This is a genomic window from Corynebacterium sp. LK26, from assembly GCF_014335085.1.
Classification (GTDB): domain Bacteria; phylum Actinomycetota; class Actinomycetes; order Mycobacteriales; family Mycobacteriaceae; genus Corynebacterium; species Corynebacterium jeikeium_D.
This window is the reverse complement of record NZ_PDHB01000006.1, coordinates 44,110-60,031: the sequence shown is the minus strand read 5'-3', so window position 1 is coordinate 60,031 and position 15,922 is coordinate 44,110. Positions and strand designations below refer to the sequence as shown.

Sequence of the window (15,922 nt, the reverse complement as noted above, 5' to 3'; positions counted from 1 at the left end):
ACCGGATACCTGCGACGTGGATATCGCTTTGAGGGACGAGTTCTTTAGAGTTTCACGGTAAGGTCTTTACGCGTCGCGAGAAGGAAAGCTCTCCAAAGGATTATTGAAGAACTGGCAAGCCCGATGACCAATCCCCACCACACCCCGTGAGGCCCTAGACCGATGGGAAAAGCAAGTATTAAAGCAGCTGGCAAACCTATAATCCAATAACCAGTGAGGGATGCCTTCAAACCAGTAGTGGTGTCGCTAATCCCGCGCAGGAGACCGATAGCTATGTTTTGTGCAGTATCGACAAATTCCATCACTGCGCCAATAGCCAACAACCCCAATGCGATGCTTAATGTCTCGGTGGCATTGGATTTCTCGGAGCTGCTTATAAATGGGGAAAGTACGAGGCGGGGAGCGCAAAGAAAGCTGACGGAAGCAACAGCAACGATGGCAGCCATCATCGTTTGAGTTCGAATGCCGACTTGGCGTGCAAGGGAGTTGTCATTCAGACCCCAAGCGCGACTCACAAGAATAGAGCTGCCGTGGGAGAACCCAACACCAATCTGGAAAACAATAAAGGTTATTTGATAGACGACGTTGTGCGCTGCGAGTGCTTCTGTGCCAAAGGATCCCATGACCATCGCCAGCACAGAAAACATGCCCGCTTCGGCTCCGTAGGTTGCTGAGACTGGAAGCCCCAGACGAAGCTGAGTGCGGACGAGGTGACGGAGCCTTCCGTGCATCGTGTCTCCGTCGGCACTCCAGAAATCGAGGGCAAGAAAAGTTGAGAGGTCGGGATCTCGGATGGTGATTCGCAGATAAATTAGGGCCGACAATAAATGAACCAGTGTGGTGGACAGTCCAATGCCTAGCAGACCCAATGCAGGAAACGGCCCGAATCCAAAACCGAGCGCGTAGTTCAACGCTGCATTCACTACGATCATCGCCACGGTTATGTGTAGTAGCGATTTTGGTTTGCCGAGGCCTACACAAAACTGACGGGAGACTTGGAACCACAAACAAGGAACAAGACCTGGCGCGAGCAACCACATCATGGAAGTGGCTGCGGAACTAATCTCAGCGGACTGGCCGAAAAATGGCAGCGCGTAGGCAATCCCGATTAGCACTAGTGCTCCCACGAGGCCACTGGCAGTTGCTAGGAACCAGCCGGTGCGTGAAAGATTGCGAATTTCGCCTTGCAACGTAGTAACAGATAGTTCAGAGTCCGCTCGTTCGCGAGATTTGCTTTCGTACAGCGCATGAGCCGACGCAATCCTATTGCCCAGTGGTGTTAATAGGCCCACAGCCATTGTGCGTACCTGGTTAAACCACACCACTGCCAAGCCTCCGCCAGCCAGAGCCTCGAGGCTAAGTTGACCCATCATGAGAGTGTCCGTGGTTGAGATTGCGATGTTCGCAAGCTGTGTGCCGGCGAGGGGAAGAGACATCGCCAAAAGCTGACGATTTAAGTTCTGTAAGGTAGTACCGGGCACTACTTTTCCTTCGACCATGAAATTCGTGTTGAACCTAGCGGAATTGAACTTTTCCCAGCGCGCAATGACGTAATTTGTGCCCAAATTTTGTCCTCGAGGGCGACATCGAGTAAACCACGTTCGGACATCCACTCATCGTTGAATACGGTATCTAGATACTTTTCCCCTCCATCGCACACCATGGTCAACGATGTAGAGCCAGCGGGAAAGCCCGGCAGGAGCTCGAGGGCTGCTATTACGGCTCCGCCAGCAGATCCTCCCAGTAGAAGCCCCATGTGCTTTCCGATTGTTCGGCATGCAGCGAAAGCTGCTTTGTCGGATACCTTTGCTCCGTAGTCGAGTAAGTCATAGCGAACTGAAGTGCCGATAACTGCACCTTCGGGGGTGCCCGTTCCAGATTGCCAATAGTCGTGTCCAGGAGCACCGAATGCAATGGAACCTTCCGGTTCGACGCCTATAATAGTGGGACGGTGTCCCAATTGATGGAGACGTTCAGTAACTCCAAAGAGGCTTCCACCTGTGCCTACGGCACTAATGATATGAGTCGGACTTTCCCCAAGATCATTCAAAATTTCATCAGCTGCAGGGTAATAACCCATCGAGTTTGCGACATTGTCATGCTGCTTCATGAATACCCAGCCGTGTTGTTTGCCGAGCTCCTCAGCATGGTTTTCTCTAGCCGATGTGGCGAGCGAATCGTCATCTTGATTGGAAACGAAGCACATCTGTGCATTCATTGCACGCATGGAGTTCAATTTATCTTTACAAGAATGATTATCGACGACTGCTACGAAGTCGTATCCGCGCTCAAGTGCAAGAAGTGCTAAGCCCTGTCCAGTATTACCGGAAGTCGATTCAACGATAGTGCCATGCTCTTGAAGTCGGTTATCCTGCTCTGCCGCCTTAATCATCGACTGGGCCATCCGGATTTTCGCACTTCCAGTTGGGTTGAATTGCTCGAGCTTAAGCAAAACGCGACTTTTCTGGGGAGTACAGACAAGCTCGAACAGAGGAGTATTGCCAATGAGTTGAGACATCTGCGTATAAATTCTTTTTGGCATCTTTATTTGGCCTCTGTTCTAGCGATCTTCCGTGATGGTCATGGTGACAGGATTAAAGGCGTATTTCTGAGGAATCCGATATCCGTGGAAAGCAGACTCGTTCGAGTCCATTTGATACCCGGCTGTGTCGGGATAGACTAGGAAATCTCCAGGTCGAGGCCTGTCGGGGAGTTGAATCATTCTTTTGCTGAGATAATCGCTGTCTAAGCACGTTGATCCGGAAACTGCTGTTGCGGTAGCTACTCCCGAGTCGATAATGACTCCGTTACGCACAAGGTATGGGTCCGGATAATACTCCGAGTTGAACCATTGCTCTGAGAGGCTGAGACTAGTTCCACGTACGACAGTTACTGTCCGTGCAGCATTGGGCAATGCGTGACACGAAAGAACAGGAAAGAAACTAGCACCCGCGAACTGGCATAAAGACCGTCCAGGCTCTGCCAAAATCTTTATGTTGTGACGATGAGCGCGCTGAGCCATGGAGTCCGAGCTGCGTCGAGTGGACTCCATATCTCGACGTGTCAGTGGGCGATGTTGATTAGCTATAAACCGTAGTGAGTATTGTCCGGATAAAGGTGATCCGAACGGATACTGGTCTTTAGGTTTATCCGAATCTATGAACATTTCGTTTTTTAGTCGAGATTGCAGGTTTCGCCAGACTCCATACTCGACTGAGCTTGTGGGAAATCCACCTCCAATGGAAATAGTGTCGGCCCGTGGAGACAGGGAGCGCACCTTGAGTAGGGTGTCGATTGCCAGATGCGACATGTTTATCCTCTCGTGGAGGTCATAACCGTTGCAGTGGAAACTTAGGCCGGTAATTTCGATGTTGGCACGGCCTTGGCTAAGACGAGCGGTTAGAGACAAGGCGGTATCGATGCTCATACCAAACCGTGTGGAGGGGGTTTGGTTCGCAATCCGGAGAAGAACTCGGAGCTGATTAGGCGTATCGATTTCGTCGACAAATTGGGAAATTATTCTTGAATCTACTTCATTGGAAATAGTTAGAGTTGCATCGTGGCAAACTGCCAAATGGATAAGTTCTCGACTCGGTGTAGCACCAGTAATGATTAATTTATTTCCTGGTACACCAGCGGCCAGAGATGATTGGAACTCTTCGACGCTGGCGACATCGATTCCACTGTCGAAACCACGAAGAGCACTCAGTGCTATCTCGCGACTGAAGTGCGCGGACTTATTTGCCTTTTTGCCAAACCGGATACCGAATTTAATGCCGACTTCCTTAGCGGTTGTATGCCAGGCTGAAAGTGTTTGAGCAAATTGGTTTGGGCAAAGGACATGAAAAGGGGTGTCGGAAAGCTCAGCAATGAAGTCAAGTTTCCCTGAGCCAATCAGAGCCGTTTGCCAGCTTGGAACATCAATCTTGCATGATATGGCACTTACCACAGGGATATCTCCGTCCCGAATCCCTGCTTAAGACCTTCCTTGGCGAGGATTTGGCCGACAGCGATATCGGTTAGAACTAGTCCGCTGTTATAGCAAAACGTAGTTTCGTCAATACGAGGAAGTTTGCGCCCTTTGCGGAGCAAATCGGATAGTTCGGCATGGACATTCGGCAACCGACCATCGGTGTCAGCGTAATCGCGACCGGTAACATTCATCTGTTCGATACTCGTCGTGATGACTCTGCTCGCTTGATGACAGATATCAGGGGCGATTCCGTAGCCCACAACAACGACGGTTGCGTGCCGGGGAATATCGGATGCTGTGACAGTACAACGAGTCTCAGGTCCAGCGGCCCCGATAATGAGATCACAGTTTGAACTCACAGTTGTAGGATCGTCTACAATCTTGATTTTTATTTTTCGGCCAAGCTTCACTGCTGCTGTTGATGCAATCTTGGCGCCTTTCTCTAGTCCCACGCTGTGGCTGCCGGCGAGATAAATCGTGTTTAATGTTTCAAAGGTTTCAAGGAGAAAAGGGGCTGCGTTTTGTCCTTGGGTTCCCGAACCGATGATGAGAGCGCTCTGAGGAATTGCACCAGCATACTGTGCCAATAGCGCTGAGACTGCCGGGGTTCTGAGAGTTCCCGCCGCAGCGCCGTCGAGAAGTGCAATAGGATATCCGCTGGAATCGTCGTACAGTGTGAGGGTCGTGTAATAGCTTCTATCCCTGGCGCTTTGTTGGTGAGTTTTGCTCCAATGGGTATAGGAAGTCTTGAATCCGACGGAATTTGAAGAACGACTTCTGCCGACCATCGAGTAACTCACGCTTTCAGGTACTTCAACTTTGATTTTCCCTGGGCACAGAGTTCCTGGCTGGTCGAGCTCGATGAGAGCGGATTTCACCGACTCGAGTACGGACTCGGGTGAAATTTTTATTTGAGCTAATTCTGATCTGCTGAGGACGGTCAGGTTAGTTCGCTGTTTCATAGGATTTCACCATCCATAAATCGGATGTGTTGGCCGTAGCCGGGTTCGTTGATTTCATTGATGGGGCGTGTGTTTTTGGTTCCCATAATGTTGATGCGTAGCATCCAGCGGTCGGTCCCGTCGTAGTTGGCTACGAAAGGTACTCGTCCGTGGGCGCATCGGTCATTGTTGATGATGACCATCTGACCTGGCTTTATAGGCACCGTATAGGTGACAGTGTGAAGAGCCTGTTGAAGCTTCTCAAATGCCTCCCACCACTGTAAGGTTCCAGAATTTTTGTCTGTGTAGGCGGGGTCAAACCTCATGCCTAAATTGCCATCAGTTTTCCAGATTGATGTCATGGCAGTAGGAGCTGCATATTCGTAATCACCGTAAGATGCATCTGGAATAATGATGGCTCCGTCCCCGGTTAGAATTTTTTTCGAATCTACATCGAGTAGATGCCATGCTTCATCGATGGGGGCCAGCGTAGTGCCGACATTTTTGGGGTTACGAAGACCAAATAAAGCGAAGTGCGTCGCGCGCCGCGGATGAAAAGCATCTTCCGTGTGCAGAGTCAATGTGGTGTTGCTGCTGGCGCCAACTTGCTGGTTCTCCTGGCCGCGGGTCGGCACCAAGTCTGTGGTGATACGGCCTTTCTGCTGTCCGAACCATCCGAATGGGCGACCGACAGCGCTAGCGATAATCGCAAGAACGAATCTCCAGGTTCGGACCTTGCCAACGCATTCCTGCCACGTGGCTGGGGTAGGTCCGTGAACTGCAGGGAAGGGAAGTCCATGGATGGAAGTGGCATGGGCAGTAGGGGAGAGCAGAATTAGTTCTTTCAGTTCCTCCAGCTCATCAGTCAAAAGATGATTGATGGCATTGTACGAGTCGGGAGAGCTAATCTTCTGTGTCGCAGCAAGTTCGTCGGCAGCTTTAACGATCCTGTGTGAGAGTTCTTGGCTCAGGTGCAAATTCTGCATGACAAAGAGATTAGGTGAGGGTAACCTATGCTGTAAAGGGTGGCCTAGATAATTATTCTTAAAAGAATTTCGTTAGTAGGCTTGCCTAAGCTTTACTGCTGCTGTAGTTGTTAGCAATGTCTTTTTTCCTGTGGGCAGTCTTTCTTAGAGATTAAGGAACCATCATGACCAGTTTTTCTCGACGCCAATTCCTCGCTGCAATGGCAGTTATTGGGACAGGCACTTTTCTGACGGCGTGTACGTCACGAGAGTCGACGGCAGGGGATGGGGCTGCCAGTGGGGATGAAGTCGAAAACGTTAATGTGCTGCGTGTTGGGGCTCTCGGGAAAGCGGCAAGCGCTCAACGAGACCCTTACCAGCTTTTGCCTAATGATTCAGATATGCTTATTAGCTCCCTGATCTGGGAGGCTCTGACGGTGCCGGGCGAGAAAGAAACTGTAGTGCCACGCCTGATGCAGGAATGGAAACAGAATAATCCGACTGAGTGGGAATTTATGATTGCCGACGGTGCTACCTTCCATGATGGTTCCTCGGTCACATCTGAAGATGTCGTGTGGTCGTTGAAGAAGATGCTTTCGGATGAGGAAAACTCATTCCGGCTTCCAGTGATGCCTGATAGCATTCGTGCTGCTGGAGCCAACGTCGTTGTGATGGAAACTGCGGAACCGAATTCACAGCTTCCGATGCTTGCGCGATTGATGACCTTCGTGATGAAGAAGGGTTCTTCTGCTGAAAAGCCCATTGGATCGGGGCCGTTCCAGCTGGTCAGTTGGGAAAATGGTTCTGCTAAGCTCAAGCGTTTCGATAACTATCACGGAACAGTAGCAGGAGTTGCTGAGGTCCATGTCATTCCATTTGAAGACTCCACCGCAATGACTAATGCGCTGTTGTCCGGGCAAATTGACTTAGCTCAAGCTGCGGGTCCTATTGCGGCCCGATCCGTCGAAGGAAATGAAGATATAAAGATTGTGCGCCGGATGAATGACTCGGTTATTCCACTAATCATGCGTACCTCAGATGGGCCTTTCTCAGATGTGAAAGTTCGTCAGGCGCTGCGCCTTGCAGTTGATCGGGAGCAAATCATCCAACGAGCTCTCTCCGGTTATGGAACCCCTGCAAACGACATTCTTGGAACGGCAGATTCGAACCTGGATTCTTCGTTAGTGCGTAAGCGTGACGTTGTGAAAGCGAAGAATCTCCTCCAAGAGGCAGATTTTGACCTTGAGAAAACGTATGATTTGTACGTTACCCCTGAGGCTCCGGGTCAAGTAGAGGCGATGAAGGTTATCGCTGATCAGGTGAAAGAAATCGGCATGACTCTCAATGTAGTGGAGCAGGATTCGGGTACTTTCTACGACGAGACATGGACCAAGGCAGACCTATATTGTGGCTATTGGGGAACTAATGATTCTGTGCTCTTCTTCGCTGGGAAGGTTCTCGACGGTGACGCGGCCTCTAATGAGACCGCATTTGATGATGCTGAATTCAACGAGATCTATGATCAGGTACTGGAAAGCACCGATACTGAGAGAATTAACCAGCTAAGCCGCCAGCTGCAGAAGATTGAGTTCGAGCGATCCGGGTATCTGGTCTGGGGTGCATCTGACGGAGTCGATATTGCGAGAGCTAATTTGAGTGGTCTGCCTAAGGCTCCAGGCTATGGTCGTGTCCTTCTTGAAACCGTCCAGAAGGCTTAGTGTGCCAGCGGAAATCGCGCGTTGGCTTATTCCTCGGCTGATAATTCGTGGAGGCTTACTTTTCGCAGTTCTCGGACTTGTTTTTGTAGCGATTGATTGGCTGCCCGGTAATGCTGCCTCCGCAATCTTGGGCGCAAACCGGACCCCGGAAGCTCTGGCAGCGCTAGAAAGAAACCTGAATCTTGATAAGCCGCTTATGGCCCGCTTCCTGAGCTGGCTGGGAAGTGCGTTTGCGGGCGACTTTGGTACTTCCGTAAACGGAGTACCGATTATTAATCTGCTGAGTTCAGCGCTGCCTGTGACGCTGGCAACAACTGGTATGGCATTTTTAGTCACTGCTGTTCTTTCGGTAGCAATCGCCATTTTTTGGGCTTCACGTGCTGAAAGACCCTGGATTTCGCACATTATTGACCGATCGACAGTGGCATTAATTGCGCTACCAGAGTTTGTCGTTGGTGTGTTTCTGGTAGCGGTATTCTCTCTCTGGCTTGGTTGGTTTCCCGCGGTCACTATTACCGCGGAAGGCTTGCCAACCCAGATAAGTATGTACGCATTACCGGTTATGGCGCTGGTAATTCCTCAGGCGGCCTGGAATTCGAGAATGCTTTTCGCAGCGTTCGAGGATGCTTCTCACAACACTGCGGTCCGCAATGCTGAGCTAAACGGAATCGTGGGAAATCAGCTGGCACTTCGACATATCCTGCCGCTATCCGCACCGACATTTGCTACTTCAATGGCTACAACAGCAGGTGTTTTGATAGCAGGGACAGTCACAGTCGAAGCGTTATTTAACCATCCTGGAGTGGGGCTTTTGGTGTCTAATGCAGTCGCGCAACGGGATATCTCGGTGATTCTTGCCGTACTTGCTGTAACAGGGGCGATCATATTGGTGTTGCTGACTGTGGCAGATGCAATAAAAGTCGCATTCACCCCGAAGGTGCAACTATGATTCGAAGGTTTTTAGCGGGGGCCTTTATCGCCCTAGTGTTAGGCGGACCGGTCGCTGCTGGTTTGTTTGGCATTGAACTGTCGGCGCATGGCGTGCCCTTCGCTAACGGTAACGAGGAGGGTTTCCTAGGAACAGAACACCTGGGGAGAAGCGTGGGCGCTGCAGTGCTTGTCGGTGGCCGGTCCTTGGTCGTAACTGCAATTATCGTCGGTTCTTTGACCACGGCATTTGGCGCTCTATTCGGTATCTTGGGGTCGCTAAAGCCAAAACTGGGCTTCTTTATTGAAGCAGTGGCGGATGTCACCATCTTGGTGCCCGCAGTAATTCTTTTGCTTTTAACTGCAGTCTTGTATCCCAATGGTGGGCTACCAGCGCTTATTGGTGTTTCGGTTGTGGTGGGTACGCCTTATGCTGCCCGTGTGGTCGCCGCCGCCACCTATCCCGTTGCTAACGCTGGTTATGTTCAGGCTGCGCTGGGCAGTGGCGTATCGACCGTCTCGATAATCTTGCGGGACATCATTCCCAATATTTCCGCAGTACTTCGTTCGGTATGGAGTCTTCGCATTATCGAAGCGCTGTATGTGCTGGCTACGGCGAGCTTCCTTGGGGTCGGGAGAAGCCTCGGTGAGTTTGCATGGTCAGCGATGGTGCGGGATAACGCGAGTGGAATATCACTGAACCCCTGGTCAGTACTTGCACCAGCCGCCGCGTTGGCAGCGACATCGATTGCTGTAGTGGCCCTGATTAATGGGAGGCAGAAGGAACCGAAGGATGTGCCGAGCTCGTGATTGATGTAGATATTTCCGTGATGCAAAGCGGGCACGTTATCCTACCCCGCACAGTGCTCACTGCCCGAGCGGGTGAGATTACGGTTTTAACTGGGGTGAGCGGCTCCGGGAAGACCTCACTTTTAAAGGCATTGATTGGTGCGGTACCGGAGAGATCGGAAGTAATTGGTGGGGTTTCTGTCGAGTCCAGTGAGTGGCGAGATGTAAACCCGCTGGAGCTTCCATCATGTGAATTAGCTCATTTTCGCCGTGAGCACATTGCTTTCGTAGGACAGGATCCGGGCGCCGAGTTGCCACCATTGATGTCAGTAGCCCGGATGCTCCGGGAGCTAGCTCCAGCGGCCGACGTTGCAGCGTTGCTGCAGCGTGTAGATCTTCCAGCCAGCATTGCTTCCCGGCGGATTCACCAGCTGTCCGGTGGGCAACAGCGGCGGGTGGCATTAGCTCGGGCGCTATCACGTTCGTCTAAAGCAATTGTTCTCGATGAGCCGTTCGCTGGCCTCGATTCCGGTACATCGACGGTTATCGCTCATCTGCTCAGGGACATTGCGGATAGCGGTGTTACGGTCATCTTCACCGCTCACCAGGTTCCTAAGCTCGCGATTGGCATTGACAAAGTCGCGGTTGTCGGGAATGGAATCGAAGAAAACGGTTCGAAATGCCAGATTGCGGAACGCCAGAGTGCAGGGACGAAGACTGATCAAATCCTGCATTTGGTAACGAAAGATACCCAGGTCACAGAACTATCCAAAGCCTCGATCGGTGAATCTATGCCGGGGGCGGGGGCAGGGGCGGGCGCGTCTCCAGTCTTAAGAGTTTCCAACTTGAGCTGCGTGAATAATGAACGCGTGACTCTTTTTCAGGGCCTCTCTTTCGCTGTACAGCGTGGCACTATGGTTGGGGTCAAGGGACCGTCGGGAAGCGGAAAGTCGACACTACTTCGGTGCCTAATCGGGCTAAACCACGCAGAGTCGGGTGAGATTGAATGTGCTGGTGTAACTCGTGAAGCTAAGCGTACATGGCCACGGAAGAATCGTTTGATGATGCAGATAGTTCCGCAGGATCCTGCCTCTACGTTGAACCCGAAAATGACCGCGCTCGATGCCGTAGCGCGTGCAGCCCGGGTGTCGGTAAGGGGACGCCGTGACGCACGCCGAGCGGCAATAGATTTGCTCGATAAAGTCGGTATCGATAAGCAGCTCGCACAGCGTAAGCCAAGTGGACTCTCTGGAGGGCAGAGGCAGCGTGTTGCAATCGCACGTGCTCTAGCCGTGCGCCCAAAGCTCCTGCTCTGCGATGAAATTACCTCTGCGCTTGATTATCAAGCAGCGACCAAAGTGATGAGCGTTCTGCAAGAACTCAACAGCGAGGGAATGGGCATAGTTCTAGTCAGTCACGATGATGAGCTGCTGCAATCGTATTGCTCCACGGTTATCCCAATTGGAACTGCAGCTGTGGGTTGAGACCAATACACGCTTGGTTGTCTGAGCCCAGGCGCTAAAAGTGGGGTCAAGGATGAAAAGGGGCCTAAGTGCAAGAAACTCTCAAGTTTCTTGCACTTCTCGCCCTCCTCAGAAAACAGCCCTGGGGTTTTATCGAAACGGATGCAAGAAACTTGAGAGTCAGCGCGGAAATACCCTGTAAAAGCTCTGCTGTTCGAGTCTTAAATCGGCAGCTTCTTGAAGATCGGGCGCGGGATGTGCTTCAGCACCATCATCACTAGCTGGAATGCCGGCGGAGCCCAGACCAGGGTCTTACCGGCCTCGACGGATTTCACTGCGAGCTTGGCGACATCTTCCTTGTTCACGGTCAACGGAGCCTCGTCCACGTCAGCGGACATACGGGTACGGACCTGACCCGGGCGGATAACCAGGGTCTTGACGCCGTACTCCTCCAGGGCCTCACCCAGGTTCAGGTAGAAACCATCCAGGCCGGCCTTGGTGGAACCGTAGACAAAGTTGGAGCGACGCACGCGCTCACCAGCAACGGAGGACATGGCAATGAACTGACCATGGCCCTGCGCCTTGAACTTCTGACCAACCAGAACACCCATCGACATCGCACCGGTGTAGTTGATGTTCGCAGCCAGGACGGCCTTGCGCTGGTTCTGCCAGAGCTCCTCGGCGTCGCCAAGCATGCCGAACGCGACGATGCAGATATCCACGTCGCCGTCGGCAAATGCCTTCTCGACGACCTCCGGGTGGGAGTCGAAGTCCGTTGCGTCGAAGTCGAGGGTGACCACCTCGGAAGCACCGGCGGCCTTCATCTTCTCAGCGGAGGCCTCGCGCAGCGGATCGTTCGGCAGGGAAGCCAGGATGACCTTGGCCGGGCCCTTCTTCAGGAACTCGGCGGTAATAGCCAGGCCGATTTCACTGGTGCCGCCGAGCAGCAGGATGGACTGGGCAGCGCCTACAGCATTAATCATTGGGGCTTAAATCCTCTCGGTTCTTTTAGTGCAGTTCCAGTCGACGCGACATGTCAGAGGCGAAGACACCGTGCGGGTCGATCTCGTTGCGGGTGTCCAGCCAGCTCTGCATCTCGGGGTACATCTGGTGGAAGTTAGCGGCGGAAGTGCGCGACTCCTTGGCCAGGTAGAGGCGGCCGCCGAACTCCATGACGCGACGGTCGAGGTCGTCCAGGAACTGGCCGAGACCCGGCTTAATCGGGAAGTCCACGCAGACGTTCCAACCCGGCATCGGGTAAGACAGCGGAGCGCGATTACCCTCGCCGAACAGCTTGAACACATTCAGCGCCGAGTAGTGGCCGGAGCGCTGGATATCGCGGACAATCTCCTTGAACGGCTCGACGGCCTCGCGCGGAACAACGAACTGGTACTGCAGGAAGCCCTTGGAGCCATAGCCACGGTTCCACTCACCGATGAGATCCAGCGGCTGGTAGAACTGCGTGAGGTTCTGCACCTGGTTCCGGTAGGTACCGGACTTCAGCCACCACAGCTCACCAATGCTGATCATGGTCAGCTTGTTCATGGTGAAGGACGGGAAGATATCCGGCACGGTCACCAGCTGCGGAGCGTTGAACTTCAGCGGGTCCTTGGCCAGCTTCGGGGCGTATTCCTCCAGCTGAGCCAGGGTTGCCAGCGAACCGCGGGAGATTGCGGCGCGTCCCAGCTTCGGCTCCGGCGAGATGGCATCGAACCACGCGGAGGAGTAAGTGAAGTTCTCCTCGGAGCCATCGGAGTGGAACTCGATGGTTTCGTCCAGAGTGTGGGTCATGTCGCCATCGGCGATGAAGTAGGCCGTCTCGGTCTTGGTCATCTTGATCCGAGCGCGGACAATAATGCCGGTCAGGCCCATGCCACCGACAGTTGCCCAGAACAGCTTGCCGTCCGGGTCATCCGCGGAGCCCTCCGGCTCGAGGTGCAGAATACGGCCATCAGCGACCAGCAGCTCCATCGACAGCACATGGTTGCCGAAAGAACCTGCGGAGTGGTGGTTCTTACCGTGAATATCCGGACCAATGGCACCACCGATGGTGACCTGGCGAGTACCCGGCAGTACCGGCACCCACAGGCCGTAGGGCAGCGCGGCCTTCATCAGCTGATCCAGTGTGACACCGCCGTCGACATCAACAATCGCCGACTCCTGATCAATGGAGTGGATCTTGTTGAGCTTCTGCATGTCGATGACCAGACCGCCCGAATTCTGGGCGGGGTCGCCGTAAGAGCGGCCCATACCGCGGGCAATCACACCGCGGCGCAGGTGGGCAGGCTTGTCGGAGTTCTGGTCTGCGACAGCCTTGACGGCGTTAACAATTTCATCCAAGTCCGGCGTCGACAGCACCTGGGACTTAGCGGGGGCAGTACGACCCCAACCGGTCAGGGTCCTGGCTTCTGTGTGTACGGCTCCGTAGGCACCGTTCGAAGCATCGGTGCTGGACTTGCCGTTAGTGTTAGTGGACATCAAGGCTAGGCTACCCCCTTGCACCGGCTCCGTCGCCCGTGACGCTCCGAGGTGTTGGTCACGCTTGAGGCCGCGCACGGGCCGTCGGAAAGCGAACGAAATGTACGGAGAGGCTATAGATCCATAATTTTTCGGATCTCTTCCGGCAGCATCTCCTGCGAGGTGATCTGCGGGCCGTCGTAGGCCTCGAGTACGCGGTAGACCTGTGCGCGCTCTGTGCTGTCGAGGATGGGCAGTTCCTCGGCGAACAGCATGACCATCTGGTTCGACAGCGGGGTATTGGTGTACTCGGCGGCCATGTTGATGGTTTCGCGCGGCTTCTTCTTAAAAAAGTCGAACATGCGATAAAGGCTACCCCGCTTCGAATCCGTCACTCGCGATACCATCAACCTCATGATGTCCACGCCTGCTGCTACTCCGCAGACCCTTGCCGTATGTAGTTCCACATCGCCCGTTGTCATTTGGCATGTGGAGCTCTCGCCGTCCTTTGCAGGGGAGAGGTTGTCGGGTGCATGGCTGGTGGATCCGCTTGACGACGGAGCCCTGGAGACCGCCACTAATCTGCTCACCGGTTGCTTTGTTGCAACTGTGACCGCGGGCGATGGTGACGGTGACGCTGCGGCAGAGAGCGCTGAGGGTGCTGAGGGTGCGGACTTGCTATCGCAAGCGATTGAGCAGGCGGGGGCCACGGTGATTGACCTGCCGGCATCCGTGGCCGGCATTCGTGACCACATCGGACAGCTGCGCGCCGCCGCGAAGGAAGAGAAGGCCAAGCCCGGCAAGGGAAATCTGACGGAGCCGCGGTTTCCCAAGGTCAACGACGTGGAGGTTATTGATTTTCCGCATGTTGGCGAAAAGGTCGCAGGGCCGGTGCTGGGGCTTGCCCGCGGGGTAGAAGAGCTGGTGGCGCAGTGGACCGCGGTGGAGTCGCAGCGCCTGCGTCGCAAGTACTTGGTAGAGCCATGGGGTGCGGAGCCGCGCCAGATTCCGCTGGTAAAAACGCGCGCATTGTAGCGAGTTTTTGCTATCCAGGCCACATTGTTTTTCCTGCGTACGCTGTGAGGTATGGCAGCACAGACCGATAACGTAGTCGCCTTCCCAGGCGTTCGCGTGGCCACGGAACCGGCCACGCTCATTATCGGTGCCTCTTTAGAGGAAGAACCGTGCAGTGCCCACCGCGTCTTCGGGGTCAATGACCAGATGGATTTGCGAAGCCTGTCCCGCGTGTTAGCGGTCATCTTTGGGTGGGGCGAGGAAAGCGTGCCGACGAAGTTCCATTTGCCCGGCTCTGCGGTGGAGTCTGCGGCGCAGCTGGTGACTGGCGGCAGACCCGCAGCGGTCGGAGTCGTCGATGTTCCCCTGTCCACCACAGTTGCCGAGGTGCTGCAAAGTCCCGGCGATACCCTTATCTGGCAGTGGGGCCTGTGGGAACATACCTTGCAGGTCAGAGAAGCTTTTGCCCGCGATGAGGCCACCCCGGATGCCCTGTGCATCGGTGGCTCGGGTTCAATCCGCGCACTGGGGGATGTGGACGCGGAGGAGCCGGTAGATATTGCCGCAATCAATAGGGAATTGACCGGACGGGACTCTATTCAAAATACGCTGGCCACCGCTCGTGCCGATATCGTGGACATCATCGAGAGGTCGGGGGTGTTTGAATTCGTGCCCCTGTTACAGGCTCTGGACCTGCAGAGGTCGGAAGCAACCGCGCTGGAATTGACCGGGGAGGCGGGGGAGAGCGTCGTTAAGCGATTGCGCGCATTGCCTATAGAGGACGCCGAGAAAGACCCAGCCGGGCACGATGCGGCATTGGTGGAGCTGCTGTGCTTGGCGGCGCTGACCTCGGATGAGCTACGGCATGATGTGGCGGCGCATGTCATGGAGCGCCTCGGCTGGGAGAGCGACGAGGGCATCCCGCTATCCGGCGAGGACGTTGAGGAATTGGCGGCGGCTAGCTGGGCGGAGATGAGCGCGTTGGGGCTAGCTGGGGAGGCTGCGCTCTCGCCGGTGGAGCGGCTGGATCTGCTGCGTGAGGCGCTGCGGCGTTAGTTCTTTTCTCCTCTTTATTGCCTGTTTATGTTCGCGCTGGCTGTTTGTTAGCTGGCCGGTGGCCTAGAATTCCTAGGCGTGTCAGCGAATGAAACAGCAAATGAAAACCCGAACCGCGACAACGGCAAGCTCGGAAACGGCTCCCACGAAAACGGTTTTGTCGTAGAGGACTCGGCCGCAGTGCCAATGGCGACGGAGACCAAGGACGAGCACGGACTGAAAGTGCAGATGATGCGCTTTATCATCTCCGGCGTCATCGCGGCGGTGGTGGACTTCGGCCTGACGTTCATCATGCTCAACGCCTTCGGGGCGACCAACTTCTGGGGCAAGACGGTCGGCTGGGTTTTCGGCACGATTACGGCGTACATCATTAACAGCCGCTGGACCTTCAAGTCGAAGTCCTCGGCGAAGAAGGTGCTGGCAGTTGCGGTGCTGTACCTGATTACCTACGCCACCCAGGTCGGCATCTTCAACGTGTTGCAGCCCTGGCTCGTCGAATCCTGGGACTGGAACGCGCAGTGGGCACAGTTCGGCGCATTCGTCGTCGCACAGGGCGTTGCGACGGTAATTAACTTCATCATTCAGCGTGTATTCATCTTCCGTGTGAAATAGCGCGATA

General features: G+C 54.3%; 15 protein-coding genes. 7 read left to right on the top strand and 8 right to left on the bottom strand.

Translation table 11 applies throughout. The annotated features are described in order from the left end of the window. Positions 1-44 precede the first annotated feature (44 nt). From CRD13_RS05980 to CRD13_RS05960, 5 genes are read right to left on the bottom strand one after another with little or no spacing between them, the layout of a single operon-like run. Entirely contained in the window at positions 45-1,499 is a 1,455-nt protein-coding gene (locus tag CRD13_RS05980) for an MATE family efflux transporter (protein WP_187401412.1), read from the bottom strand. Further along, positions 1,481-2,542 (bottom strand): PLP-dependent cysteine synthase family protein, encoded by a 1,062-nt coding sequence (locus tag CRD13_RS05975; RefSeq protein WP_076772192.1) that lies wholly within the window; start codon positions 2,540-2,542, stop codon positions 1,481-1,483. Before CRD13_RS05975 ends, CRD13_RS05980 begins: the two co-directional genes overlap by 19 nt. Before the next feature lie 18 nt (positions 2,543-2,560). Then, positions 2,561-3,949 (bottom strand): alanine racemase, encoded by a 1,389-nt coding sequence (locus CRD13_RS05970; protein ID WP_076772194.1) that lies wholly within the window; start codon positions 3,947-3,949, stop codon positions 2,561-2,563. After that, positions 3,943-4,935 carry an ornithine cyclodeaminase gene (locus CRD13_RS05965; RefSeq protein ID WP_070429116.1) on the bottom strand — a complete coding sequence of 331 codons (993 nt, stop codon included), beginning with the start codon at positions 4,933-4,935 and terminating at the stop codon, positions 3,943-3,945. The genes CRD13_RS05970 and CRD13_RS05965 overlap by 7 nt, the downstream gene beginning before the upstream one ends. Further along, complete coding sequence (locus tag CRD13_RS05960; RefSeq protein ID WP_070851609.1) at positions 4,932-5,900, bottom strand: TauD/TfdA family dioxygenase; 969 nt, start codon at positions 5,898-5,900, stop codon at positions 4,932-4,934. Before CRD13_RS05960 ends, CRD13_RS05965 begins: the two co-directional genes overlap by 4 nt. Positions 5,901-6,064: 164 nt before the next feature. Between CRD13_RS05960 and CRD13_RS05955 the strand changes: the two genes are divergently transcribed. Genes CRD13_RS05955 through CRD13_RS05940 form a run of 4 tightly spaced genes read left to right on the top strand, consistent with a single transcriptional unit; the run spans position 6,065 to position 10,797 of the window. Continuing rightward, positions 6,065-7,597 carry an ABC transporter substrate-binding protein gene (locus CRD13_RS05955; RefSeq protein ID WP_187401411.1) on the top strand — a complete coding sequence of 511 codons (1,533 nt, stop codon included), beginning with the start codon at positions 6,065-6,067 and terminating at the stop codon, positions 7,595-7,597. Position 7,598: 1 nt separating this feature from the next. Beyond that, on the top strand, positions 7,599-8,546 hold the full coding sequence (locus tag CRD13_RS05950) for an ABC transporter permease (RefSeq protein ID WP_069359686.1): 948 nt from the start codon (positions 7,599-7,601) through the stop codon (positions 8,544-8,546). Next, positions 8,543-9,334, top strand: coding sequence for an ABC transporter permease subunit (locus tag CRD13_RS05945; protein ID WP_070429118.1), 792 nt, complete (start codon positions 8,543-8,545; stop codon positions 9,332-9,334). The genes CRD13_RS05950 and CRD13_RS05945 overlap by 4 nt, the downstream gene beginning before the upstream one ends. Next, on the top strand, positions 9,331-10,797 hold the full coding sequence (locus CRD13_RS05940) for an ABC transporter ATP-binding protein (RefSeq protein WP_367158288.1): 1,467 nt from the start codon (positions 9,331-9,333) through the stop codon (positions 10,795-10,797). The genes CRD13_RS05945 and CRD13_RS05940 overlap by 4 nt, the downstream gene beginning before the upstream one ends. Positions 10,798-10,997: 200 nt before the next feature. Here CRD13_RS05940 and CRD13_RS05935 read toward each other — a convergent pair whose 3' ends face one another. From CRD13_RS05935 to CRD13_RS05925, 3 genes are all read right to left on the bottom strand, one after another. Continuing rightward, entirely contained in the window at positions 10,998-11,759 is a 762-nt protein-coding gene (locus CRD13_RS05935) for a decaprenylphospho-beta-D-erythro-pentofuranosid-2-ulose 2-reductase (RefSeq protein WP_069359684.1), read from the bottom strand. Positions 11,760-11,784: 25 nt separating this feature from the next. After that, positions 11,785-13,254: an FAD-binding oxidoreductase gene (locus tag CRD13_RS05930; protein WP_005510894.1), complete on the bottom strand. Its 1,470-nt coding sequence runs from the start codon at positions 13,252-13,254 to the stop codon at positions 11,785-11,787. A gap of 113 nt (positions 13,255-13,367) precedes the next feature. Next, positions 13,368-13,595, bottom strand: coding sequence for a hypothetical protein (locus CRD13_RS05925; protein ID WP_070607249.1), 228 nt, complete (start codon positions 13,593-13,595; stop codon positions 13,368-13,370). Between the two features lie 52 nt (positions 13,596-13,647). On the opposite strand from CRD13_RS05925, the gene CRD13_RS05920 reads away from it, so the two are divergent. From CRD13_RS05920 to CRD13_RS05910, 3 genes are all read left to right on the top strand, one after another. Continuing rightward, the gene (locus CRD13_RS05920; RefSeq protein WP_070566525.1) at positions 13,648-14,268 is read left to right on the top strand and encodes a hypothetical protein; all 621 of its coding nucleotides are present in this window, start codon (positions 13,648-13,650) and stop codon (positions 14,266-14,268) included. A gap of 51 nt (positions 14,269-14,319) precedes the next feature. Then, a complete protein-coding gene (locus tag CRD13_RS05915) occupies positions 14,320-15,303 on the top strand; it encodes a hypothetical protein (RefSeq protein ID WP_187401410.1) in 984 nt (327 codons plus the stop codon). 78 nt (positions 15,304-15,381) lie between these two features. Further along, on the top strand, positions 15,382-15,915 hold the full coding sequence (locus CRD13_RS05910) for a GtrA family protein (RefSeq protein WP_053087276.1): 534 nt from the start codon (positions 15,382-15,384) through the stop codon (positions 15,913-15,915). Positions 15,916-15,922 lie beyond the last annotated feature (7 nt).